This is a genomic window from Flavobacterium ginsenosidimutans, assembly GCF_003254625.1.
Taxonomy (GTDB): domain Bacteria; phylum Bacteroidota; class Bacteroidia; order Flavobacteriales; family Flavobacteriaceae; genus Flavobacterium; species Flavobacterium ginsenosidimutans.
In genome coordinates this window covers 291111-315241 of sequence record NZ_QJRJ01000080.1, presented here as the reverse complement: position 1 = coordinate 315241, position 24131 = coordinate 291111, and the positions used below count along the sequence as shown (strand labels likewise).

The window sequence follows — 24131 nt, the reverse complement described above, 5'->3', positions numbered from 1 at the left end:
TTAATGATTTTGGTCTCTCTTTTCGTTTAAATCCTGTTCTATAATTTGTAATTTATCTTCTGATAATGGGTAAAATGCTATAAAAGCTACTGATATTGCCGCGGCAATTGCCGGAAGAATACTCAGCATTAATTGAATTCCGTTTTGAGCTGTTGCAGTCTGTTCAACGTTGGCTTGAAAACCGTAATATCCTAAAAGCCATCCAGCTCCAGCACCACCAATTGTCCATCCGAATTTTTGTGACATCGAAGAAGCAGAGAAAACTAATCCTGTTGCTCTTCGCCCTTGTTTCCATTCTGAATAATCTGCGCTATCTGCGTACATTGACCAGATTAATGGGAAAATGCACCCTGCGCAAATACTGATTAAAACTTGGAAACTCAGGATTAAGAAAATATCTTCTTTTCCGAATAAATAGAAAACCAGACTTAAAATTGCAGCTAATGCCATTGCTCCGAAGAAAGTTTTCTTTTTACCAATTTTATTCGCAATTGGTGTTGCGGCAATAACTCCAATGATGTTTGCTGCTTGTCCCAAAACCAAATAAATTGAAGTTGGTGTCATGTGGAAATCGGTTCCGAAAAGCGAAAAATCGAAGTTTATAGTACTGCTTACATAATATTTGAAATAGTAAACTGCTGCACCGTCACGAATAGAATTAAAAACTAATGCTCCAATTCCTGCTCCAAGTAAAATCCACCAAGGCTTATTTTTTAGAAGATCTTTTAAATCTTCTTTTAGATTATTTTGTTCGTCTGCAATTGGTTTGATTCTTTCTTTTGTGAATAAAAAACAAGCCCAGAAAAAGATGGTTGTAATTAATCCGAAAACGGCAATTGTGGCAAGCCAACCTGTTTTTGAATTTAAATTTCCACCGAAATAATTTACCAAAGGCTCAATTAACCAAAGCGCTAAAAGACTTCCTCCAAAAGCAAAAACCATACGGTAAGAAGAAAGTGTATTTCTTTCTTTTCGATCAGAAGACATAACTCCCAAAAGCGATGCGTAAGGAACGTTGATTAAAGAATAAATCATCATCATCAGTGAATATGTAACATAAGCATAGATGATTTTTCCTTTTTCGTCAAAATCTGGAGTGTAAAAAGTTAAAACTCCAATCACGGCAAAAGGTATCGCTACCCAAAGTAAATAGGGTCTAAATTTCCCCCATTTGCTTTTTGTTCTATCAGCTAGAATTCCAACGATCGGGTCGAAGCAAGAATCCCAGATTCTAGTAATTAAAAACATGGTTCCAACTACAGCAGGCGCCAATCCGAAAACGTCGGTGTAGAAAAATAGCAGATACATGCTGAAAATTTTCCAAAACATAGATGAAGCAGCGTCTCCAAGTCCGTAACCGATTTTTTCTTTTAAACTAATTTTGTCGTGCATTGGTTATTTTTTAAGGTTGTAATTTATTTGGGGCAATTATTTTAATTTTTTCTGAATGTCTTTCTCAAAGATTGTTTGGTCAAGATTGTAAAAATCGATAAAATCTTTTTCGCTTACCTGACCTGAAAATGGAGCATAGTAATGCATTTTTTGTTCTTTTTCTTGCCAGCCGTGATTTCTCCATAAAAGCACATAAGAAATTTTGTAATCTCCAATTGCTTTTAATAAAGTTCCTGTCCACCATTTTGAGTCTGGAACTGCTTCATAACCAGCTTCTGCCAAAGCCATCAATTTATGTTTTTTTAGACTGATTTCATTTAATATTTTAAATTGATTTTGGACTTCGCTAATAAATTTTTGACCATCCGGATCATTACTATTTTGGTAACTGTCAAAACTTAAAATATCAGCGTAATCGTCACCTGGATAGTTGGCTAAAAAATCAGCTTCACTGCCAAAACCACCTGTATTGTAAACATAAATTAAGTTGTGAACACCTTTTTTCTGAAGGTAATCAAAAGTGAATTTCCAAGCTGTTTTAAATTCCTCTGGAGTACAGTTTCCTTTTCCCCACCAGAACCATCCGCCTGTAAGCTCATGAAATGGTCTAAAAAGAATTGGAATATTATTGCCGTTTTTATCCTTTAAAGACAAAAAGAAAGCAGCTGCTTTATCTAACCAAGAAGTGAATTTTTTATGATTTTCTGCTCCAGGCAAAATCGTTTTTAAAGAATTTTTGGTATTATCCCAAGCATTTTTTCCAGTTGCAGGATTATCAAAGTGCCAGCTGATAGTTGAAATTCCGCCTCTTGCATCTGCATCAATAATATATTGTTTCATTTTGGCAAAAGGAACGCCGTCAATATTATTTGGACTGTCATTTTCTAAACCAGCAATATCCCATCCATAAACGGCAGGATAATCTCCAGCAACATCTTTTACATCACTTCGGCCATCTTCATATTTCCATTTTACGCCGTAAGCCAAATCATCCTGATGCCCGAATAAAAATCCTTTTTGAGTTAAAATATTAAGTTCTTTATATAAAGATTTTGTTTCTGTTGTTGCTTTTTTATCTGAAAGTGACAAATTAGTATTACTTGCACTTTTTTGAGATATACAAGAACTGCTTATTATAGTTGCGGTCAAAAGCGTTAAAAAATGTTTTTTCATTGAGAAATTATTAGTTTGTTGTTTAGCTAAAAGCACAATAAACAATGGTTTACAGTTTTAAAAATAAGATTACTATCAGTCCGAAAAATCCTTATGATATTCTTGTTAAAATTATTAAAACTATAAAAAGATCTTTAATTAAAAATGATTAATGTTTATTATTAATCTTCTTTTTAAAGAAATGATAATTAATTTTTTCAAAGATAAACGGATGATTATAGTGTAATTAATATTATTTTATCAATTATATATCATATTATTGCAGTCAAAAAACAAACGTATTGTTTTCCTGAAAATAGTTTTTAAGATGGGTACTGCAAAAAATTTTTATAGAGAAATTGCTCCGCTTGCTGCGGGCGACAGCTTTTTGGTTTTCGATAGAGTAAAAGACAGTTTTGATTTTCCAGTTCATTATCATCCGGAATTTGAGATCAATTTTATTCAAAATGGAAAAGGAGTGAAGAGGGTTGTGGGAGATAATATTGAAGAAATTGATAATGTCGAATTGGTTTTGATTGGCCCGAATTTATATCACGGCTGGGAATTAAATAAATGTACGAGTAAAAAGATACACGAAATAACAATTCAGTTTCATAATGATTTATTTCATGAATCTTTATTGTCAAGACGTATTATGAATCCGATTCGAGATATGTTTAACAGATCTATTCACGGAATTTTATTCTCAAAAAAAACTGCTGAAGAATTGATGCCAAGACTTGTTAGGCTTTCAAAACTAGACGGCATGGATTATTTTTTGGAAATCACTTCTTTATTATATGATTTAGCAAATTCTAGAAATCAGCGCTTACTTTCTACTTATACGGTAGATTATGATACGTTTGATGATTATGATAAAATGAAATTGGTTTATGAATATGTGCAAAAACATTTTGCTGAAAAAATTACATTAGAAGATGTTGCAAATGTGGCGAGTATGTCGATTATTTCTTTTAACCGATTTATTAAAAAACGTACAGGAAAGACTTTTGTCAATTATATAAATGATATTCGAATTGGTTATGCGGCACGCTGGCTGGTTGAAAAAGACATGAGTGTTTCTGAAGTTGCTTTTAAATCTGGTTTTAATAACATAGCAAACTTCAATCGTAGTTTTAAAGCGACAAAAAACTGCACACCGAGCCAATATCGCGAAGAATTTTCTGGTTTGAAGCGCATTTTATAGTGATACTTTTTTATCACTGATAAATATTATTTTTAACGAAAACGTTTGCTTTTTGAGATTTCATTGTTTTTTATTCATTGTTTAGGTTCTTTTTGAGTATTGTCTTTGCGAATAATTTAATTTTTATATGATTTTATTTTCATATATGTTTTTTTAAGCGCTTAAAGTAAAAATATTATCATTAAATGATATAATATTATCGATTTGATAATCCTCTCTGTTATAGATTTGTTAAATAATTTGAAAGTAAAAATTACCCCTGACAATTTACTTTTGGATTATGCAATAAAACAAATTTAAACTAACCAAACATTTATTATGAAAAAACTAATGACTAGCTTCATTCATTGGAAGGCTAACCACAGAGCCGTTCCTTTGATATTATTTTTGTTGCTGAGCAGTAATTTTATTATGGCTCAGGTGAAGGTTTCGGGGACAGTTTCTGATGAGAAAGGACTGTCTATACCAGGAGCAAACATAGTGGTTGCAGGTTCAAAAAAGACTGCTTCTACAGATTTTGATGGAAAATATTCCATTGAAGCACCCGCAAATTCTACTATTTCGGTTTCATTTATTGGCTATGTTGCCCAAACAATCAATGTTAAAAACGGAGGAACAATCAACGTTGTTCTGAAATTGAGTGCTGAAGATTTACGTGAGGTACTAGTTAACGTTGGATATAGAAGTGTGAAGAAAAAAGATTTGATGGGAGCTGTTTCTACAGTTGGCGCCAAAGATATTGCAGATTCTCCACAAGTATCTGTCGATCAATTACTGCAAGGACGTGCCGCGGGGGTTTCGGTTACGAATAACTCTGGTCAGCCTGGAGGTAGTGTCTCTGTAAAAATACGTGGAACGACTTCTATATCTGGAACTAATGAGCCGTTGTATATTGTAGATGGTATTCCAATTTCTGGAGATGCTTCTAATACTAATACAGGAGGTTCTATTGTAACAGGTTATTTAGGCGCAAATACAGGAAACGTAGCATCTAGTCCAATAGCGTTTTTAAATCCAAATGATATCGAAACAATGGATATTTTGAAAGATGCTTCTGCAACTGCAATCTATGGTTCTAGAGCCTCGAATGGAGTTGTAATTATTACTACAAAAAGAGGAAAAAAAGGTACAGGGAAAATTTCTTTTGATTCGTTTTTATCTGTTCAGAATGTAACTCGTTTACTGGATACAATGACTTTGAGCCAATATGCAACACAGCAAAATGCGTTAGCGGCTGTTTATGGTGTAGCGCCGAGAGATGAGTTTGCGGTTCCGTCTGTTTTGGGTAAAGGGACAAACTGGCAAGATGAGATTTATAAGACAGCTGTAATGACGAATCATCAGATTTCATTTTCAGGTGGGAAAGAAGGTATCAATTACTACATTTCTGGTGGTTATGTAAATCAAGAGGGTATTGTTATTGGTTCAGGTTTTAAGAGATATAATTTTAAGACTAATGTAGATGCCAAAATAAAAGATTGGCTAACTGTTGGAGTTTCTATTGGAACAGGGATCACAAATGAAGATATTACAATTAATGGAGCAAGTAATGGTATTATTAGTACTTCTATTTTATCTACTCCAGATGTTGCAGTAAAAGATACAAGTGGAAATTATGCTGGTCCACCAGAGGACGGATCAATCGGAGTTTGGATTAATCCAGTTGCTTCGGCTTTGATGAATACTAACAAATTGATTAAAAAGAATTTCTTAGGAAATTTTTATGCCAGTTTTAGATTAGCAAAAGGTCTTGATTATCGATTTGATTTTGGAGGTTCTACGAATATTGATAGTTTTGAAGCGTTTCAGCCTACATACAAATGGGGTGCGGCGGTTAGAGAAACTAATATGCTGACAGAGAGAGCTAACAATTGGTATGGTCTGAATATTAAAAACGTTTTAACTTATAAAACGGATTTTGGTGATCATCATTTTAATGTCTTGGTTGGTCAAGAAGCTAATGATAGTCATTGGAATGGAAATTCACAATCAGTTTCTGGTTTGTTAAGTAATGATATTCATTCTATTAGTTTAGGAGATCCTGATACTCTTGTAGCTTCAGAATATAAAGGAAGCTCTGCTTTATACTCTTTCTTTGGAACTTTCAATTACGATTACAATAATCGATATGGTTTGCAGGTGACAATGAGAGCTGATGGAAGTTCTAATTTTGGGCCTGGCGAAAAATGGGGTTACTTCCCATCATTTTCAGGTTATTGGAAACTTTCAAACGAAAAGTTTATGGAAGGGACTAAACAGTATATCGATAATATCAAATTTAGAGGAGGTTATGGTGAAACTGGAAACCAAAATGTTGGAGGTGCAGGTTATATGAGTACAGTTCGCGCAATAAAATCGGCACTAGGGAATTTCTTTACTGTTAATAACATTGCAAATCCTGGCTTAACTTGGGAAACTTCTAAGCAAACTAACTTCGGTTTAGATTTTACACTTTTCAATTCAAAACTTCAAGCAACATTTGACGTGTACAGAAAAGAGTCAGAAGGGTTCTTATTTGTTCTGCCATTACCTTATTATGTTACAGGTACAGATGCTTACCAAGGAGGTTTAGGAGCGCCTAATGTAAATTTAGGAAGCTTAAGAAACCAAGGTTTTGAGATGACTTTAGATTACAATAATAAATTTGGAAAAGATTTTACTTGGAATTCAAAAGTGATTTTCTCTACAAATAAAAATAAACTGTTGAGCTTACAAGATAATTTTGATTTGACAAAAGATGTAATGCTTAATGACTACACTACTAAAGCGGTAACTAAAACTGTTGTAGGTCAGCCTGTAGGTCAATTTTACGGATATCAGGCAGTTGGAATTATCAGAACTAATGAACAATTAGCAAATGCACCTATTCCTTACACAGGAAATAAAGCTGTGAAAAGTCAATTAGGAGATGTTGAGTATGTGGATCAAAATAAAGATGGTTTAATTGATGACAAGGATTTAACTTATATAGGTAATCCTGCGCCGAAGTTTACTTATGGTTTCAATAATACTTTTAAATACAAAAATGTTGACTTGGGAGTCTTTTTACAAGGGTCATATGGTAATAAAGTAATGAACTTAACGAGACGTGCTGGTACTAAAAACCAACGTTTGTATGAAAATCAATTGGCAGAAGCTGCAGATTTTTGGACGCCAGATAATGTTGATGCAAAATATCCAAGACCTGACGGTGCAGACGGACATCCAAATATCGCAATCTCTGACCGCTATGTAGAGGACGGATCTTACTTAAGAATTCAACAAGTAACTTTAGGGTATAACTTGCCTTCTGATGTTATTTCAAAAGCGAACATTAGTAAATTAAGATTTTACTTAGGTATCCAAAATCTTTACACATTTACTAAATATACTGGTTATGATCCAGAGGTTGGGTCATATAACCAAGATGCATTATTATCAGGAATTGATTCTGGCCGTTACCCAACCAATCGTAGTTTCACTTTTGGATTGAATTTAGAATTTTAATTACTACTCTTATGAAAAAATATATCAATATAAAGACCTTAGTTTTATTCTTAACACTAGGTTTGGCAACTACTTCTTGCAGCGAAGATTTCTTGGATCGCCCATCTGAAGATAGTTACAGCAGTGACCAGTTTTATAATAGTGACGAACAAGTAGCTAGAACTACCTATGGTATGTATGGCGCGATGTGGGCTCCTTATTATACTAAAAATTTCTATGCTTTGTCTGAGTTATCATCAGGAAACTGTTTAGCATATGCAGATGGACCGGAATTGATTCAGTTTAAATTGACTTCTGATAGTCCGATTTTGCTTGATCCGTGGAGAGCTTGTTTTGCTATTGTAGCACAATCGAATAATTTAATTAATAATATTGAAAGTAATGCTACTGCTAATGTGAGCAGTGCTGTAATTAAAAATACTATTGCAGAGGCACATTTCTTTAGAGCGATCGCTTATTTCTATCTAGTTCGTTTATATGGGCCTGTGCCTATTATTGAGGATAATTTAGCTTTAGCAAAAGATCCTTTAGTGAATACAAATAGAATTGAAGACGTTTATACATTTATTGAAAACGATTTAAAATTCGCGGCAGCAAATTTAAAATCAAAAATTAGATCTAGATCTGCTAGTGGTGATAATATTTTTGTAACTCAAGGTTCTGCTGAAGCATTTTTAGCTAAAGTTTATCTGTATGAGAAAAAATATTCAGATTCTAAGACAATGGCTGAAAAAGTGATTAATTCTGGTGAGTTTGGATTGTTGCCAAATTTTGCAGATTTATTTTTGACAAGCAAAAACAATAACGAAGAATCTATTTATTCTTGGCAATGGTCTGGTGCTATTAATACGTATGGAGGAGGAAATTTCTCGAATATTCAATATGGTTTGGATATTTTAAATGATAATGCTTCATACGGTGCTACTTATGTGCCAAGTAATGATGTTCAGGATGCTTTTGAAATTGGAGACTTAAGAAGAAAAGAGTCTTTTATGATTTACGGAGATTCTTATCCTAATATGAAAGCTGACGGAGAAGTGGGGTTTGTTATGGATAAAGCCAAATACGGAGATGTATTGGCTAATACTGGCGCAGCGGTTAAGAAATATGTTGTGGGTCAAGCGACTAGTGAAACTGGACCAGCTGATTCATGGGGTGGTATGAATAATTGTAACTACATTATGCGTTATGCAGATCTTTTGTTGATTCACGCAGAAGCAATTATGGCAGGAGCTGATGAAACTACAAATGCTGCAGCAAAAGAATCTTATAATAAAGTTAGACTTAGAGCAGGTCTTGGAGCTTTAGGAACAAATGTGCCTTTAACAAAAGCGGCTTTATTTCATGAGCGTAGAGTTGAATTTGCTTTTGAAGGAGAATTTTGGTTTGATTTAGGAAGACTTCCGCGTCAAGAGGCAATCAATATCATTTCTCAGCAAGATAGAGGTTTTGATTCTCAGGGAGTAATGCATTATACACCAACTCCAACTGATTTTACTTACCCAAAACCAGATATCGAAGTTAGAAAAAATCCAAAGTTGAAAGAGGCACCGGTTCCTTACAATTTTAACTAATTTTTTAAAAGTAAATCACTATGAAAAATATAAAAAATAGAATGTTATTGAAGTTGTATTTTTTAGCTTCGATTTCAATTTTGCTGTTCGCTTCTTGTTCAGATGACTCGGGAGATTCTGCTGGCAAGCTTGCGGTAACAGGAATTAGTAGATCTGTTATTGACGATCCTTTGGTTGAAGGAGATAGACAAGTTGATGTTGCTACAGATATTATTAACGCAGGAAATTATTATATCATTAGAGGATCTGGTTTTGCTACGTTAAAATCAATTTCGTTTAATGGAATGGAATCTTATTTTAATCCAACAATGGTAACAGATAATGCAATCGTTGTGTTAGTGGATCAAAAAACGCCATATTACAACGAAATGGACGAAATGAAAATCGTTACTAATATTGGAACTTTGAACTATAAAGTGGCTATCAGACCTCCAAGTCCTAATATTACAGGATTTCCAATTAACCCAAATCCTGGAGACATAATTACGATTACTGGAGAATACTTTTTACATCCTGTGGTAAATTTTGGTGAAACTGCTGTTGAACCGATATCGTCTACATTGACAGAGATTAAAGTGCAGGTGCCGAATAATATTCAATATAAAAGCTTATCGATAACTAACGTATCGGGTACAACTGTTGCAGGTCAGTCTTTAGGTTCTGCGATTTACGACGATGCTTACACTAGTTTAATGAGTTACAATGGACTTTGGAGACCAGCAACTAATCATTATGATATTGCTTATGATAAAGACTCATCGCAAGGTACAAAATGTATCAACTGGACTTCTGGACCAGATTGGGATGGTTTATACATTGGTATTGATAAATCTAAAGTAGATCTTTCTAAATATAAAGCGATCCGCATCAATATTAAAGGGCAGAAAGCAGGTTCGATATCAGCAATTATCAATGGTAATTATGGAGCTACTTATGCACTTAAATTCGGAACAAGCTGGACTTATTTAGAGATTCCGATTTCAAGTGTTGGAAGTCCGACTGAGTTAACAGAAGTGACTTTTCAGGAAACTGGAGGTTTTGGAGGAAACAATTTATTTATCGATGATATTGGATTGGTGTTAAAATAATTGTGACGGATAAGAAAGGTTTATCCCTAATGAGATCCATAATTAAAAACTAAAAGAGAATTTATGAAAAATATATATAATAAAGTAAAACATATTGCTGTATGTGTCTTTTTGGTTGTCGCGGCTTCTTCTTGCGATAATGATATTCCAGATATAGGAGGAGCACAGCAAAATTATAACACAGCATACGGATTGCTTCTGGCAAATAGTAATTTAACTACGTTTGTAAAAGCAATAGAATTAGCTGGCTTAGAATCGACATTAAATACAGCTGACGATTATACCTATTTTGTTCCTAATGATGCGACTTTTTCTACTTACTTGGTAGATAATGGTTATGTAAATGATTTAGGATATCCAGATATTAATTTGGTTCCTGTAGATGATTTAAAGCAACTTGTTTTAAGTCATGTTGTTAAAGGTGTTAAGAAAAGAGTAGGTCAACTTGAAGGCGTTGAAGCTGATTATTTAACAACAGGCGATTATGCTACAATGGCAAATGCAGTAAATCCCGATTTATACTTATTAAGCATCAATGTAACTAATGGTGTTTTAAAAGTAAACGGATCTGATAAAGAAGCGCCAGGACTAGACTATTACGCAACAAATGGTTTTGTAAATGTTTTAAGCAATGTAATTGAGTTAACTCCGCCAGCTCCAGTAATCACGAGCTTATCGCAAGTATTGGCTTCTGCAGGAGATGTTATTACAATTACAGGTCAGAATTTTGTGAAAGTTAAAAGTGTAAAATTCGGATCTACTGAAGCTACATTTACAGCAGTATCTAAAACAGAAATAAAAGCAACTGTTCCAGCTGATTTTGATTCGTATGCTCTTATTGTAGTAGAGACTGAATTTGGAGTATCTGCAGCAAGCAGTATAGGTCTTAAATATTTACTATACGAAGACTCATTGAAAGGATGGGGCTGGGGCTGGGGAGGCGATATCACCTGGGAAAGCACAGAAAATGTAAGCAGAGGAACTCATGCAATTAAAAAAGTTGCTGAGTCTTGGAGTGGACTTTTCATGCATTCTGATTTAGCTCTGAATACTGCCGATTATCAATTTGTTAAAATGTCTATTTTCCCTACTGAGAGTACTAAAATTATGGTGACTATAAATAGTGATACAGGTGATTCTAGTAAAGGTACTACGGTAACTTTAATACCAGGACAGTGGAATAATATTTCAATTCCTATCTCAGATTTGCATCCAGATCTTATACCTGGAGGAAACTTTGACAGTGTATTTATTCAAGAATTTTCTGGAGGCACAATTACTCCATCTAGTATTATTTATATCGATGACCTAGGATTTTTATAAAAAAATAATTTGTTTGAGTTAGTCTGAAAATGTTCCCTTATTGAAAGATTAGGGAACATTTTTTTAAAGTATATTAAATTAAAAAAGATGAAAAAAATAGCTTTATTATTCGCCTTAAGTCTTACTGCTTTTTGTTTTGGTCAAGGAAATACGCATAAACAGCAAGCCGGAAAATTTGAAGGACTTGCAATGACACCACCAATGGGTTGGAATTCATGGAATACTTTCGCAACTAATATTGATGAGAAATTAGTAAAAGAAACGGCAGATATTATGGTTTCTTCTGGTTTGGCAGCTGCAGGTTACAATTATATTGTTTTAGACGATGGCTGGATGACACACGAACGCGATGCAAATGGTGATTTAGTGCCAGATCCTGAAAAATTTCCAAGCGGAATGAAAGCAGTTATCGATTATGTGCACAGTAAAGGCCTAAAATTCGGATTATACAATTGTGCAGGAACAAAAACCTGTGCAGGTTATCCAGGAACACGCGGTTACGAATATCAGGATGCAAGATTTTATGCAAAACTCGGAATAGATTTCTTAAAATATGACTGGTGTAATACAGAAGGAATCACAGCAAAAGAGGCTTATACTACAATGAGTAATGCATTAAAAACAGCAGGAAGACCAATCGTTTTTAGTCTTTGCGAATGGGGAGATAATCAGCCTTGGGAATGGGGAAAACCTGTTGGGAATCTTTGGAGAATTTCGGGAGATATTTATCCTTGTTTTGACTGTGAATTTAAACATCCAGAAAATTGGTCATCTTGGGGATTTATGAAAATTGCTGATATGAGAAAGGATATTCGTAAATATTCAGGACCAGATCATTGGAATGATTTTGACATGATGGAAGTTGGAAACGAGATGAATGATACCGAAGATAAATCGCATTTTGCAATGTGGTGTATGTTGTCATCGCCTTTGTTTACTGGAAATGATTACAGAAAAATGTCTAAAGAGACTCTGGCTATTTTAACTAATAAAGAATTATTGGCTGTAAATCAAGATAAGCTTGGAATTCAAGGCTTTAAATATGCTATCTTAGACGGAGTAGAAGTATGGGTAAAACCACTTTCTGATGGAGCTTGGGCAGTTAGTTTTATAAATAGAACCGAAACTTCGAAAAAGGTCAATTTAGATTGGAAGAAAAACAATATAAAAGATGCTGATTTTGGATATGAAGCAGATTTTAGCAAAACAATCTTTAAAATAAAGGACCTTTGGAAGAATAAAGAAGTTGGAAACACTAAAAAAGCTTTTAGCTCAGAAATCGCTTCTCATGACGTTGTTACCTTAAAATTAATCCCTTAATAAATATGTTATGAAATCAAAGTTTTGGTATGCTACTTTTTTTCTTTTAATGATTGTGAACGTTTCAAAGGCGCAATTTGTAAAACAACATGGTCAGTTAAGTGTTCTAGGAACGCAGCTTGTGGATAAAAATAATAATCCCATCGTGCTCCGCGGACTAAGTTTTGGATGGCATAGCATGTGGCCGAGATTTTATAATGAAAAGGCAGTAAGTTGGTTGAAAAAAGACTTTAATTGTAATGTAGTTCGTGCCGCAATGGGAATCGAACTTGGAGATTACTCCTATATAAATGATCCGCAGTTTTCTAAAGAAAAAATTGAGGCTGTAATCAAAGGGGCTATAAAGTCAGATATTTATGTAATTATAGATTGGCACAGCCATAATATAAATTTAAAAGAAGCTAAAGCCTTTTTTGAGGAGATGTCTAAAAAGTACGCCAAGTATCCCAATATTATATATGAAGTATTAAATGAGCCAGATCACGAAACTTGGTGGGAAGTAAAAAACTACGCAGAAGAAGTTATTAGAGTAATAAGAGAAAACGATCCGAATAATATTATTTTGGTAGGATGTCCGCACTGGGACCAAGATATTGATCTTGCAGCAGAAGATCCTATAAGAGATTATACTAATATAATGTATACCATGCATTTTTATGCGGCGACTCATGGCAAAGAGTTAAGAGATAGAACAGATTTGGCAATCAAAAGTGGATTGCCAGTATTTATTTCAGAATCGGCAGGAATGGAAGCATCAGGTGATGGTCCTCTTAATATAAAAGCCTGGCAAGAATATATAGATTGGATGGAGTCTAAAAAGTTAAGCTGGATTACATGGTCAGTGTCCGATAAAGACGAAACGTGTTCTATTTTAAAAAAATCAGCTAGCTCAGAAGGCAAATGGAAAGATGAAGATTTAAAAGAATCAGGAATTAAGGTTCGTGAATATTTAAGAAAGTATAATAAAGAATAATAGGTGTAGTTAGATCATTTTCTGGAAAGCCCGTTCAAATTAAATGAACGGGCTTTTTTTTGTTTTTATCATGTTTTTGTGTTTAAAAAAATAGTAGGATTTAATGTAAAATTGCTTTTTCTGTAGAGTATTTTTTGTAGGAATTTTTTATTGCGAATGTAGTACTAAGCTTTTGGTTTTTTCATCTTGTTTGTTTTGTGTTTTATTTTTATTTTTTAGTCATACCCCTATTTTTTATAGGGGTTGTATTTTTAAAAAGTGTTTTTTGGTTATTTTGACTGGAATTTTTGTAGTAATTTTTACTTTTACCTTGTTTTATTTTGTGTAAATAGCTAAAAATACGTTGTTGAATTTTCAAAAACAAATATCGATAAATATGAAATAATGATTATTGTTGATTTAATTTTTGTAATCCATAATTCTTCGCCTAAAACGTCAAAAAAGCAGTTTTGAATTATTCTGATGATACAAAAGTTAATAAATTCGCTAATGAAAATGATGATGATTTGAAGGGCGCATGAAAGGTTTTAGAAATGACTTATACTATTAAATAGATATATAAACGATTAACTAACCAGAATCAATTAATAACTAAAAACCAATTTAAAACATGAAAAAAGCATTTCACATTTTAGCCGCGATGTTAACAAGTTCTTTTGCCTTTGCCCAAGAAGATGAAGCTGCCGCTTCTCCAGCAACCACATGGGGAGGCTCTGCAGATGCGTACTATAAATATGATTTTTCAAAACAGATGAATGGATTAACGAGCTTTACCAACTCACAAAATTCATTCGAGTTAGGAATGGCTTCGATAGAAGCAAGTCATACTTTCGGGAAAGCTTCTGTATTTGTAGACTTAGGTTTCGGAAAAAGAGCAGCAGAATTTTCATATAACGAAACACCAGACAAAGATGCAAGTGCAAAATTTTTAATTAAACAATTATACTTTACATACAATCTAACAGATGAATTTAAAGTAGTAGCAGGTAGCTTCGGAACTCATATCGGTTATGAAGTTTTGGATGCCGTAGATAATAAAAACTACAGTATGTCTTATGCTTTCTCTTATGGGCCATTTTTTAACACAGGGGTTAAAGCACAATATACATCTGGTAAATTTACAGCTATGTTAGGATTAACAAATCCAACTGATTTTAAATCAGCTATGGATGCGGGATCTTATCAAAAAACGTTCATTGGACAAGTAGGATATATTGGTGATACAGGAAGTGCTTATTTGAATTTTACAACAGGAAGTACTAACCCGATACCAGGAAGTGTAATTCCAGTTTCAGACGAGAATAAAACGCAATTTGATTTGACTGCGTCTAAAACACTTAGTGATAGTTTTGCACTTGGATTAAATGCAACTTATGCTAAAACAACTAATGATTTTGACAGTACTTTAGATGGAGAATGGTTTTCATTAGTAGGATATGCTAATTATTCTTTCAGCCCATCATTGCTTTTAGCTTACAGGCTGGAATATTTTGATGCTAAAGATGCAGCTCCAAGTTTAGGAACTTTGTCAGGTTCTAGTGTGTTTGCTAATACAGTTTCTTTAAACTACAAAGTTGGAAAGTTAACGATCATTCCTGAGCTAAGATACGATGCAGCTTCTGAAGATATATTTTTAGATAAAGATGCGTTACCAACAGGAGGAAGCTTCTTTGCTTTAATTGCTACAACATACTCTTTCTAAGAGATAAAGATTGATATTTTTTTTTTTTTTTGGAGCTGTCGAAACATATTAATGTTTTGGCAGCTTTTTTATTTAGTTGAGGTTTAAAGTTTCAAGTTTCAAGTTTCAAGTTTCATGTTTCAAGTTGAAAACGTAATAAACGCGACAGGCTTTTAAAACCTGTCGGGTCTATTGTTTAAAAGAGATCTTCGTTCCTTAGGAATGTTTTATTAATACAATAAAATTCGATAGGATTTACATATTATGTAGAGATGTTTAACCAACGAGATAAATGTATTTTCCAAAAAAGAAATAAATAGTTCTTTGGAATATTTAATATTGAGAAATAAAAAAAGCGTTTCTATTAATTTTAGAAACGCTTTTTAGTTTAATTTGATGAGGTTTATTGAACCTGTTTTTTATAAATCGAATAAATAGTGTCGATTGTTTTTCTATCTAAAACTGAGGTGATATCAGTTTGGATATAATGCAGTTTAAAAGCTTGAATTGCTGCGGTTAAATTTTTGGTATTATAACCAATAATTCTAAGCGCTGGCTCAATTTTAAAATCAAAAGGAGCTGGTTCTAAAACTTCGTCAGGCCAGATTCCAAATCCTTTTTCTGCTAAAGTTTTCCAAGGAAACAATGCGCTTGGATCTTGTTTTCTTCCTGGAGCAATATCGGCATGACCAATAAAGTTTTGAGTAGGAATGTTATAATCCTTTTTCAATTTAGTTAACAAGGCAACTAAACTGCTAATTTGTGCTTCAGTAAAAGGTTTAAAACCATTATTGTCTAACTCAATTCCGATAGAGCAGGAGTTTAAATCTGTTGTTTTTCCCCAAGTAGAATTTCCAGCATGCCATGCTCTAAGATAGTCATTAAGCATCTGCACTACTTTTCCATTTTCAGAAATAACGTAGTGTGCACTAACTTGAGTTTTAGTTTTTGTGAAAGTATTTATCGTCTGCTGAATTGAATCTTGGGCAGTATGATGAATAATAACGAAACTAGGTTTTCTTAAATTAAAATTGACCGTACCGATCCATTCCGTATTGATTCCGTTTACTAAATAAGTAGAACCTGTTTTTGATAAAGTGTCTTTTATAATTCCCAGCTGTTGTGCGTAAGAAGTGTCAATAACAACAGGTGAAACCGCTGGAATTGCTTTTGCTTCTTTACTTGTAATCTGGTTTTCTAAATTTTTTAACTGTTGATCGTATGCCTTTTCCGTGTTTTTATACGGATTTGTAGAACAAGCACTGATTACAACAGCTATGAGCAGATAACAAAAAAGTTTTTTTGCCATAATTCGTTGTTTTATAGGTTAAAACGATTATTCTGAAATTTTCGTATCTGGTGTTTCGGTATCTTTTTCTTTTTTAGACTCTTTAGATTCTTTATCTTTTTTCTTTTTAGATTTATTCATTTTACCATCTTTTAATTTCTCCATAAAAGTTTTGTATTTTTCAACTTGATCTGGATTTAAAAAAGCGGTAACTTTTTTATCAGTACTTTCTCTTAAGGCTTTTATTTGTTCAATTTTTTGATCTTGGCTGCTGCTTTCATTTTTCAATAAAATTCCTTGCTCTCTAATGCTGTCTGCTAAAACATTTGTAATTGCAATTGCCTGAAGCTCGTCAAGATTTACTTGCGGTTTCATTTGTTCAACAATAATTCCAGCAGTTTCTTCTGGAGGTGTTTCTTTAGGCTTGCTTTGAGAACCTTGCTGTCCCTGTCCAGCCATCATGCTTCTATCCATTCCCATTCCGCTGCCTCCTCTTCCGTAGCCGTTACCATAACCATTGTTATAGTATCCGTTACCATATTGTGCTGAAACAGTGTTGAAACAGAATAAAGTAAAAACAAAAAGAATTAAGTTTTGAATAGGTTTCATAAAAGTATGTTTGTCTAATGTTAGCAATAGTTTAGTGTAAATTTAAGCAGGTTCTCCGTATAAATCAAATTCTGTTGCTTCAATTATTTTTATATTAACAAATTCGCCAGTTTTTACATAATGTTTAGAAGCATCAATTAAGACTTCATTGTCAACATCTGGGCTGTCAAACTCTGTACGTCCTACAAAATGAGCACCTTCTTTTCTGTCAATAATACATCTGAAAACTTTGCCAACTTTTTCTTGATTCAAATCCCAAGAAATTTGAGATTGCAATTCCATAATTTCGTTTGCTCTTGCTTGTTTTACATCGTCTGGAACATCATCTTCTAATAAATAAGCATGAGTATTTTCTTCATGAGAATAAGCAAAACATCCCATTCTGTCAAATTTCATTTCTTGAACAAAATCTTTCAAGATTTCAAAATCTTCCTGAGTTTCACCAGGGTAACCAACAATTAAAGTAGTTCTAATTGCCATTCCAGGAACTGCAGCACGGAAATCTTTTAATAATTGAGTTGTTTTTGCTTGAGTTGTACCACGACGCATTGATTTCAAGATAGAATCTGAAATGTGCTGTAATGGAATATCAATATAATTGCAAATTTTAGGCTCGCGTTTCATTAATTCTAAAACATCCATCGGGAATCCGGTAGGATAAGCATAATGTAAACGAATCCATTCGATTCCTTCAACAGCTGCTAAAGCTTCTAATAATTCTGCTAAATTTCGTTTTTTGTAAAGATCAAGTCCGTAATAAGTTAAATCTTGAGCGATTAAGATCAATTCTTTAACTCCATTTTTAGCAAGACCTTGAGCTTCTTTAACTAATTTTTCAATTGGTTGAGAAACGTGAGAACCTCTCATTAAAGGAATTGCGCAAAAACTGCAAGGTCTGTCGCATCCTTCTGCAATTTTCAAATAAGCATAATTTTTAGGAGTAGTAGTTAAACGCTCTCCAAGTAATTCATGTTTATAGTCTGCTCCAAGAGCTTTTAGTAATTGAGGTAATTCTGTAGTTCCAAAATATTGGTCAACATTAGGGATTTCTTTTTCTAAATCTGGTCTATAACGTTCAGATAAACAGCCTGTAACAAAAACCTTATCAACAAGTCCTCTGTCTTTTTTATCTGCATATTCCAAAATCATATTTACTGATTCTGCTTTTGCATTATCAATAAATCCACACGTATTAATTACAATAATGTTTCCTTCTTTTTCTGCAGGAGCTTCGTGTTCAACTTCTTTTCCATTCGCACGCAGCTGTCCCATTAGGACTTCACTGTCATAAACATTTTTTGAACACCCAAGAGTGATTACGTTAATTTTGTTCTTTTTTAAAGACTTGGTTCTCATACTTTTATAAATTGGAGTGCAAAATTACACTTTTTTTATTCAAACAACACTAGTTTTCAAGTTGTTTTAGCTGTTTTTTATGAAGCTGACTCTGCTTTTAGTTATTATTTAAGTCTAATTTTTAGAAAAAGGTTTTAAAAGAGTAAAAAAAATCCGTCAAGTATAAAAACCTGACGGAAATTCTCAATCATCTATTTTGATTTTTAGTTACAATTCAAATAATAAGGTCATAGTAACATTGTTTAGTTTCGAAGTAATATTAGCTCCACTTGTGAAACCTGGTGATGCTAAGAATGCTTCGTTAGATTTTCTTTCTAAATAAGAATAAGCCAAATCTAATTTAGTCGTTCCAAAATTATAGCCTAAACCAGCAGAATAACTGTTTAAATCTCCAATTGTAGTGCCGTTTTTATAAGGACTTCCTTCAAAGCGGTAACCGCCTCTCAAGCTTAATTGTTTGATTTTGTATTCTCCACCAATACGAAGTTCGCCAGTGCTAGTAAGACTATTGTCAATCTCACTGTTGATGCCTCCAAAACCAGCGTTGGTTGGTTTGAATTTAGTGTTTCCATAATTTTTTAAAGCATAATCGATGCTTAATAAACCTGATTTTCCAAAAACATACGCAGCACTAAAGGTCCATTTATCTGGTGTTTGTAAAGTGTAAGAATCGTATACGTTTATAACATCAGGGTTTACATTAGCATTTATTGGTTGTCCACCTGCAGCTTGTCTTGTTGTGTATAAGCTTTGATAAAGCTCTTCATATAATTCGTACCAAGTATTAGATTCGTAAGCTACACCAAGTCTAAAGTTTTTAGTTACTTTTCCAATTGCTCCAAGTTGGAAAGAAAAACCATTTCCGTAAGTGTGCAAATCATTATTGAATCTTAAATCTGATATCGTAGCACCTGACTGCAAAGCGCCATTGTTAGCTTCATAGAAACTTGTAGATCTTCTATAGTCAGTTATATGAACATTTAAATTGGCTCCAAAATATAGTTTGTCTTTGTACGATGTTGCAATATTAAAGCTTAATTTGCTATTATAACCTCTTGAGTAAATTTCATTCGTCTGGTAGTAATCCGTGTCTTTTGGTACATTTGTTGAATATGCACTATTGGGATTACTTGGGTCGTCGATATTTATGACCTGTCCCATTTTTCCTAGTAATGCTTGTTGTGCTGAAAAACCAGATAGGTTAGGGTATTGGCCATTAGGCAAGTTTGATCCTAGAAATTGATATAAATCTGTTAATGTTTCGCCGGGCTGTAAATTAACAAATTCCTGAGGAACAGGTGCTCCGCCATTTCCGTAATTTGCATAATCTAAGAAGTAACCATCAACGGAATTGAATGGATTTGTTCCTGCTGAGAAAACTTCGTTGTTGAAATTATTTGTGTTTTCGTATGTTACACCAATTGCAATTTTACTCCATCCATTATTAGGATTATGATCTTTAAAAACAAATACGCCTCCCGCTTGGTTTAAGATAAATGAGTTTTCTTTGTCTGAAGTTTCTGTGCCAAAATAATTAGAATTGTTTTTGAGATTCTGATTGCTAAAAGATACTCCAACTTGGTTACTGTTGAAAATTGCAGATCCAGCTGGGTTGACGCTTAAAGAAGATAGATCTCCTCCAACAGCTCCAAATGCACCACTCATTGCTCTAAAACGCGCAGTTCCTGTTAAGTTGTCTTGTGAATAACGCAATGCGTCTGTAACTTCTTGTGAATATGACGCGCTGACAGTTAGTCCTGTTATAAATAGGAAAAGTATTTTTTTCATTTTGATAAGGTTTAGTTCGAAATTTACTCTGCTGAGGAAGGATTATCTTCTTCCTCCGCCACCGCCACCAGATCTCATTCCACCGCCGCCACCGCCGCCGCTATATGATCTCATGCTTCCTCCGCTGCCACTGCTGTTCATTGATCGTGATGAGCTACTTGGTGCGTAACTTCTCGTTGATCCGCTGTTGTTGCTAGGAGTGTAAGTTCTATTTGTTGTAGTGTTTCCGCTATTGTTGTAAGATCTTCTATTGCTGTAAGTGCTATAGTCTGAACCATTAGTATAGCTTCTTCTATTAGTAAATGTTGGACTTGATGTTCTGCTATTTATGTTAGATCTTCTAAAGTCGGTATAACTGTTAGATCTATTTGTAGTGTAATTTCTATTTGTTGTATAGCTTCCTCTGTTGGTGGTATAGTTTCTATTTGTTGCATATCCTCTACCAGTATTGTAGCTTCTGTTATATGCATAATTTCTGTTTCCATAATATGCTGCAGAACCTCTTCTTCCGTAATTGTAAGAGTAATTTCCATAATAACCATAATATGGATAGCCCCATCCTGGATAACCCCATCCATAGTATGGATAACCCCATCCGTAATAAGGGTAGCCCCATCCGTAATAAGGGTAGCCCCATCCATAATATCCGTAACCATAATAAGGATAACCCCAGCCCATTCCAAATCCGAATGACCATGTTGGGTCAGAGTAAACATTTACCGAAACATCAGAACTGCTACTTCCCCATGCAGGATAACCCACTGAGGCAGTTTGAGTACTGTCGCTTTCAGAATAATTAGTGTAGTTGTCAACATCGGTAAATATTTCAGTTGGCTGATTATCATCTTGCAATGATCTGAAATAATCTTTGTATTGGTTGTTTGTGCTGTTAGCCTGCACATGATTGTTTGATGAATTACCGTAAACGCCATCATTATCGTAATAAGATGAATTTTGGTAAGAACCACACGACGCTAGCAATAAACTCAATAATCCAATTATGTAAAAATGATTAGAGTTTCGGCGGAGAGAAATGTAAGTTTTCATATCTGTGGTGTTTTTTATTGTTGCACATTACAAAATTAGTTAGTTTTGTCAAACTATTTAGTTAAAATTGAATAAAACAAAATTTGTGCCAAAAAATATAATATGAGTAAGAACCTTACTACAAGATCAGAAGATTATTCGAAATGGTATAACGAACTGGTTGTTAAAGCAGATCTAGCTGAAAATTCAGGAGTTAGAGGCTGTATGGTAATAAAACCATACGGGTATGCTATTTGGGAAAAAATGCAGGCTGAGTTAGATCGTATGTTCAAAGAAACTGGACATCAAAATGCTTATTTCCCTTTATTCGTGCCGAAGAGCATGTTTGAAGCAGAAGAAACAAATGCAGAAGGATTTGCAAAAGAATGTGCTGTTGTGACACATTATAGATTAAAGGGGGATGAGGAAAGACCAGGAAAACTTATCGTTGATCCAAACGCTAAATTAGAAGAAGAACTTATTGTTCGACCTACGAGTGAGGCAATTATTTGGTCTACATATAAAGGATGGGTGCAATCTTATAGAGATTTACCTTTATTAATTAATCAATGGGCAAATGTGGTTCGTTGGGAAATGCGTACGCGTTTATTTTTGAGAACTGCTGAGTTTTTATGGCAAGAAGGGCATACTGCTCATGCTACAAAGGCAGAAGCTATTGAAGAGTCTGAAAAAATGATGAATGTTTATGCTGATTTTGCAGAGAATTTCATGGCGATTCCAGTTGTAAAAGGATTTAAAACTGAAACTGAACGTTTTGCAGGTGCAGATGAAACATATTGTATCGAAGCGTTGATGCAGGATGGAAAAGCATTGCAAGCGGGAACTTCTCACTTTTTAGGTCAAAATTTCGCAAAAGCTTTTGATGTTAAGTTTGCTAATGCGGAAGGGAAACAAGAATATGTTTGGGGAACATCATGGGGAGTTTCTACTCGTTTAATGGGAGCTTTGGTTATGACGCATTCAGATGATCAAGGATTAGTTCTTCCTCCAAATTTAGCTCCAATTCAAGTTGTAATTGTTCCTATTTATAAAACAGACGAACAACTGGAACAAATTACAGAAGCAGTTAATGAATTAACAGCTAAATTGAGAAAATTGAGAATCACGGTTAAGTTTGATGATAGAACAACACAAAAACCAGGATTTAAATTTGCTGAATGGGAATTAAAAGGTGTTCCTGTTCGAATTGCTGTTGGACCAAAAGATTTAGAAAATGGAACTTTTGAGGTGGCAAGACGCGATAATTTGACAAAAGAAGTTGTTCAAGGAGATAAAATCGTTGATTATGTAAATGATTTGCTAGAACAGATTCAAAACGATTTATTTAAAAGAGCATTTGAGTATCGTGATAGTCATATTACGCAAGTGAATAATTTTGAGGAATTTAAAGAAGTTTTAGAAGGTAAGGGAGGCTTTTTGTCTGCTCATTGGGATGGTACTGCTGAAACAGAAGAGAAGATAAAAGAATTGACAAAAGCAACGATTCGTTGTATACCTTTAGACGCTGTTGAAGAGGCGGGAACCTGCGTGTTTACTGGTAAACCATCTTCTAAAAGAGTGCTTTTTGCTAAGGCTTATTAAAAAAAAATATATTTTTTTGCATTAGGTGTTGCGCAAATAAAAAATAGATGTATCTTTGCATCCGCAATACAGAAGCACGGTCCGTTCGTCTATCGGTTAGGACGCCAGGTTTTCATCCTGGTAAGGGGGGTTCGATTCCCCCACGGACTACAAGTTATATTACATATTGAAAAGTTTCCAACTTAGGAGAATATTGGTCCGTTCGTCTAGGGGTTAGGACGCCAGGTTTTCATCCTGGTAACAGGGGTTCGATTCCCCTACGGACTACAAAATTAGTTGTAAATAAGTTTTGTAAAACAAAAATTGGTGTCTCGGTTTTTGTTTTATTAGTTAAAACCAAAGTGATTGATTTTACAATTGTGGGAGGTTTTTCTTTTTTAACTAGTATTTATAATAATTATTACATCTAAAATTAAAAGAAATGGCAAATCATAAGTCAGCATTAAAAAGAATCAGAAGTAACGAAAAAAGAAGAGTTCTTAACAGATACCAACATAAAACTACTCGTAATGCTATTAAAGCATTAAGATTAGCTACGGATAAATCTGATGCTGCTGCAAAATTATCAACTGTAATCTCTATGATTGATAAATTAGCTAAAAAGAACATCATTCACGATAATAAAGCTTCTAACTTGAAGTCTAAATTAACGAAACACGTTGCTAAATTGTAATTAAACAATTTGTAAGATATAGAAAGTCCTCTTTTAGAGGACTTTTTTTTTTGTTTCCGAAATAAAATTCCAATAAAAAATAAATTCCAAACTCCAATATATATAAAATTGGAATTTGGAATTTTGTTATTTAAAAGATTATGATTTTAAATCTTAATTTAATCCTGTGTTTGGAATTTGAACTTTTAAGGTTCTATTTTCTTTTTAAGATATTCTAACATTGGCTGCGTAATGGGTTTAGAAAGAAAATCTATTATTATTGGGTATTTTTTTGCTTTGGCTAAATCTTCTGGATCAATTGTAGAAGATAAAACAATTACAGGAACAGAATTGAATTCATTGTAATCTGAAGAGGTAAAATGATCTAAAAATTCCCATCCTCCCATAATTGGCATATTTAAATCTAAAAAGATTAACTCGGGTTTTCTTTTGGTCTTGTCGTTTGTGTATTTCAAGATGTTGAAGTAATGAAGAGCTTCTTCACCGTTTTGAGCCGTAATAACTTCATGGGAAAATGAAGATTTTGAAATTACTTTTTTGCAAAGCATCAATGTGATTGGATCATCGTCAATGCATAAAATCTGCTCAAGCAT

18 protein-coding genes and 2 tRNA genes are annotated in these 24131 nt (G+C 33.8%); 12 read left to right on the top strand and 8 right to left on the bottom strand.

Annotated elements, in window-relative coordinates; all coding sequences use genetic code 11:
* Both DM444_RS17660 and DM444_RS17655 read right to left on the bottom strand, forming a co-directional pair.
* Complete coding sequence (locus DM444_RS17660) at positions 1-1392, bottom strand: MFS transporter (protein ID WP_111289032.1); 1392 nt, start codon at positions 1390-1392, stop codon at positions 1-3.
* A gap of 36 nt (positions 1393-1428) precedes the next feature.
* A complete protein-coding gene (locus tag DM444_RS17655) occupies positions 1429-2565 on the bottom strand; it encodes a glycoside hydrolase family 26 protein (protein WP_111289030.1) in 1137 nt (378 codons plus the stop codon).
* Between the two features lie 307 nt (positions 2566-2872).
* Between DM444_RS17655 and DM444_RS17650 the strand changes: the two genes are divergently transcribed.
* The 8 genes from DM444_RS17650 to DM444_RS17615 all read left to right on the top strand — a co-directional run bounded on the left by DM444_RS17650 (position 2873) and on the right by DM444_RS17615 (position 15217).
* Complete coding sequence (locus DM444_RS17650) at positions 2873-3751, top strand: AraC family transcriptional regulator (RefSeq protein WP_111289028.1); 879 nt, start codon at positions 2873-2875, stop codon at positions 3749-3751.
* 318 nt (positions 3752-4069) lie between these two features.
* Entirely contained in the window at positions 4070-7237 is a 3168-nt protein-coding gene (locus DM444_RS17645; protein WP_111289026.1) for a SusC/RagA family TonB-linked outer membrane protein, read from the top strand.
* An 11-nt stretch (positions 7238-7248) separates the two neighbouring features.
* Positions 7249-8811: a RagB/SusD family nutrient uptake outer membrane protein gene (locus DM444_RS17640; RefSeq protein ID WP_111289024.1), complete on the top strand. Its 1563-nt coding sequence runs from the start codon at positions 7249-7251 to the stop codon at positions 8809-8811.
* 20 nt (positions 8812-8831) lie between these two features.
* Positions 8832-9899 (top strand): IPT/TIG domain-containing protein, encoded by a 1068-nt coding sequence (locus DM444_RS17635; protein ID WP_111289022.1) that lies wholly within the window; start codon positions 8832-8834, stop codon positions 9897-9899.
* Between the two features lie 63 nt (positions 9900-9962).
* Positions 9963-11222, top strand: a complete 1260-nt coding sequence (locus DM444_RS17630; RefSeq protein WP_111289020.1) for a fasciclin domain-containing protein — start codon at positions 9963-9965, stop codon at positions 11220-11222.
* Positions 11223-11309: 87 nt separating this feature from the next.
* Entirely contained in the window at positions 11310-12542 is a 1233-nt protein-coding gene (locus DM444_RS17625; protein WP_111289018.1) for a glycoside hydrolase family 27 protein, read from the top strand.
* Between the two features lie 10 nt (positions 12543-12552).
* Positions 12553-13515, top strand: coding sequence for a glycoside hydrolase family 5 protein (locus DM444_RS17620; RefSeq protein ID WP_111289016.1), 963 nt, complete (start codon positions 12553-12555; stop codon positions 13513-13515).
* Between the two features lie 610 nt (positions 13516-14125).
* Positions 14126-15217, top strand: coding sequence for an outer membrane beta-barrel protein (locus DM444_RS17615; RefSeq protein ID WP_111289014.1), 1092 nt, complete (start codon positions 14126-14128; stop codon positions 15215-15217).
* Positions 15218-15599: 382 nt separating this feature from the next.
* Here DM444_RS17615 and DM444_RS17610 read toward each other — a convergent pair whose 3' ends face one another.
* The 5 genes from DM444_RS17610 to DM444_RS17590 form a co-directional block, all read right to left on the bottom strand.
* A complete protein-coding gene (locus DM444_RS17610) occupies positions 15600-16505 on the bottom strand; it encodes an N-acetylmuramoyl-L-alanine amidase (RefSeq protein ID WP_111289012.1) in 906 nt (301 codons plus the stop codon).
* A 27-nt stretch (positions 16506-16532) separates the two neighbouring features.
* Positions 16533-17093: a hypothetical protein gene (locus tag DM444_RS17605; protein WP_111289010.1), complete on the bottom strand. Its 561-nt coding sequence runs from the start codon at positions 17091-17093 to the stop codon at positions 16533-16535.
* 42 nt (positions 17094-17135) lie between these two features.
* Positions 17136-18449, bottom strand: a complete 1314-nt coding sequence (gene rimO, locus DM444_RS17600; protein WP_111289008.1) for a 30S ribosomal protein S12 methylthiotransferase RimO — start codon at positions 18447-18449, stop codon at positions 17136-17138.
* Positions 18450-18656: 207 nt separating this feature from the next.
* The gene (locus tag DM444_RS17595) at positions 18657-20237 is read right to left on the bottom strand and encodes an OmpP1/FadL family transporter (protein WP_111289006.1); all 1581 of its coding nucleotides are present in this window, start codon (positions 20235-20237) and stop codon (positions 18657-18659) included.
* A 42-nt stretch (positions 20238-20279) separates the two neighbouring features.
* The gene (locus tag DM444_RS17590) at positions 20280-21284 is read right to left on the bottom strand and encodes a hypothetical protein (RefSeq protein WP_111289004.1); all 1005 of its coding nucleotides are present in this window, start codon (positions 21282-21284) and stop codon (positions 20280-20282) included.
* A gap of 102 nt (positions 21285-21386) precedes the next feature.
* Between DM444_RS17590 and proS the strand changes: the two genes are divergently transcribed.
* The 4 genes from proS (at position 21387) to rpsT (ending at position 23538) form a co-directional block, all read left to right on the top strand.
* Entirely contained in the window at positions 21387-22865 is a 1479-nt protein-coding gene (proS, locus tag DM444_RS17585) for a proline--tRNA ligase (RefSeq protein WP_111289002.1), read from the top strand.
* A 78-nt stretch (positions 22866-22943) separates the two neighbouring features.
* A tRNA-Glu gene (locus tag DM444_RS17580) sits at positions 22944-23015 on the top strand.
* Between the two features lie 45 nt (positions 23016-23060).
* Positions 23061-23132 (top strand) — tRNA-Glu (locus DM444_RS17575).
* 154 nt (positions 23133-23286) lie between these two features.
* Positions 23287-23538, top strand: a complete 252-nt coding sequence (rpsT, locus tag DM444_RS17570; protein WP_012026903.1) for a 30S ribosomal protein S20 — start codon at positions 23287-23289, stop codon at positions 23536-23538.
* A gap of 185 nt (positions 23539-23723) precedes the next feature.
* Here rpsT and DM444_RS17565 read toward each other — a convergent pair whose 3' ends face one another.
* Positions 23724-24131, bottom strand: a complete 408-nt coding sequence (locus tag DM444_RS17565) for a response regulator (protein WP_111289000.1) — start codon at positions 24129-24131, stop codon at positions 23724-23726.

Excerpts from the sequence above, each read along its gene's own strand:
- DM444_RS17660 (WP_111289032.1), bottom strand. The coding sequence starts at position 1,392 with ATGCACGACAAAATTAGTTTAAAAGAAAAAATCGGTTACGGACTTGGA.
- DM444_RS17655 (WP_111289030.1), bottom strand. The coding sequence starts at position 2,565 with ATGAAAAAACATTTTTTAACGCTTTTGACCGCAACTATAATAAGCAGT.
- DM444_RS17650 (WP_111289028.1), top strand. The coding sequence starts at position 2,873 with ATGGGTACTGCAAAAAATTTTTATAGAGAAATTGCTCCGCTTGCTGCG.
- DM444_RS17645 (WP_111289026.1), top strand. The coding sequence starts at position 4,070 with ATGAAAAAACTAATGACTAGCTTCATTCATTGGAAGGCTAACCACAGA.
- DM444_RS17640 (WP_111289024.1), top strand. The coding sequence starts at position 7,249 with ATGAAAAAATATATCAATATAAAGACCTTAGTTTTATTCTTAACACTA.
- DM444_RS17635 (WP_111289022.1), top strand. The coding sequence starts at position 8,832 with ATGAAAAATATAAAAAATAGAATGTTATTGAAGTTGTATTTTTTAGCT.
- DM444_RS17630 (WP_111289020.1), top strand. The coding sequence starts at position 9,963 with ATGAAAAATATATATAATAAAGTAAAACATATTGCTGTATGTGTCTTT.
- DM444_RS17625 (WP_111289018.1), top strand. The coding sequence starts at position 11,310 with ATGAAAAAAATAGCTTTATTATTCGCCTTAAGTCTTACTGCTTTTTGT.
- DM444_RS17620 (WP_111289016.1), top strand. The coding sequence starts at position 12,553 with ATGAAATCAAAGTTTTGGTATGCTACTTTTTTTCTTTTAATGATTGTG.
- DM444_RS17615 (WP_111289014.1), top strand. The coding sequence starts at position 14,126 with ATGAAAAAAGCATTTCACATTTTAGCCGCGATGTTAACAAGTTCTTTT.
- DM444_RS17610 (WP_111289012.1), bottom strand. The coding sequence starts at position 16,505 with ATGGCAAAAAAACTTTTTTGTTATCTGCTCATAGCTGTTGTAATCAGT.
- DM444_RS17605 (WP_111289010.1), bottom strand. The coding sequence starts at position 17,093 with ATGAAACCTATTCAAAACTTAATTCTTTTTGTTTTTACTTTATTCTGT.
- rimO (WP_111289008.1), bottom strand. The coding sequence starts at position 18,449 with ATGAGAACCAAGTCTTTAAAAAAGAACAAAATTAACGTAATCACTCTT.
- DM444_RS17595 (WP_111289006.1), bottom strand. The coding sequence starts at position 20,237 with ATGAAAAAAATACTTTTCCTATTTATAACAGGACTAACTGTCAGCGCG.
- DM444_RS17590 (WP_111289004.1), bottom strand. The coding sequence starts at position 21,284 with ATGAAAACTTACATTTCTCTCCGCCGAAACTCTAATCATTTTTACATA.
- proS (WP_111289002.1), top strand. The coding sequence starts at position 21,387 with ATGAGTAAGAACCTTACTACAAGATCAGAAGATTATTCGAAATGGTAT.
- rpsT (WP_012026903.1), top strand. The coding sequence starts at position 23,287 with ATGGCAAATCATAAGTCAGCATTAAAAAGAATCAGAAGTAACGAAAAA.
- DM444_RS17565 (WP_111289000.1), bottom strand. The coding sequence starts at position 24,131 with ATGCTTGAGCAGATTTTATGCATTGACGATGATCCAATCACATTGATG.